The sequence below is a fragment of the Gemmiger formicilis genome (assembly GCF_016901605.1).
Lineage (GTDB): Bacteria > Bacillota > Clostridia > Oscillospirales > Ruminococcaceae > Gemmiger > Gemmiger formicilis_B.
Genome location: NZ_JACJKP010000695.1, coordinates 1 through 237, shown reverse-complemented (window position 1 = coordinate 237; position 237 = coordinate 1). Strand labels below are relative to the sequence as shown.

The 237-nt window shown below is 56.1% G+C and carries 1 protein-coding gene; it reads left to right on the top strand.

Annotation, left to right across the window (positions count from 1 at the left end; translation table 11 throughout):
• On the top strand, positions 1-237 hold a 237-nt coding region (locus H6B10_RS16510; protein ID WP_243427439.1), incomplete at both ends, for an SAM-dependent methyltransferase.

Genomic DNA, 237 nt, shown 5'->3' with positions numbered 1-237 from the left:
CGCTGCCGTGGTATACAGTGGCGATACAGGCTTTTATTCCGGGTGCCGCAATCTGGTACCTTTGTTGGAAGAACAGGGGATTGCCTATACCGTGTTTCCGGGCATTTCCAGTGTGCAGCTCATGGCAGCGGCGCTGCATCGTCCCTGGCAGGATTGGACCCTTGTTTCGGCGCATGGTGTACAGTGTGACGCGGTAACAGCGGTGCTGCAGGGGAAACCGACTTTCTTTTTAACCGG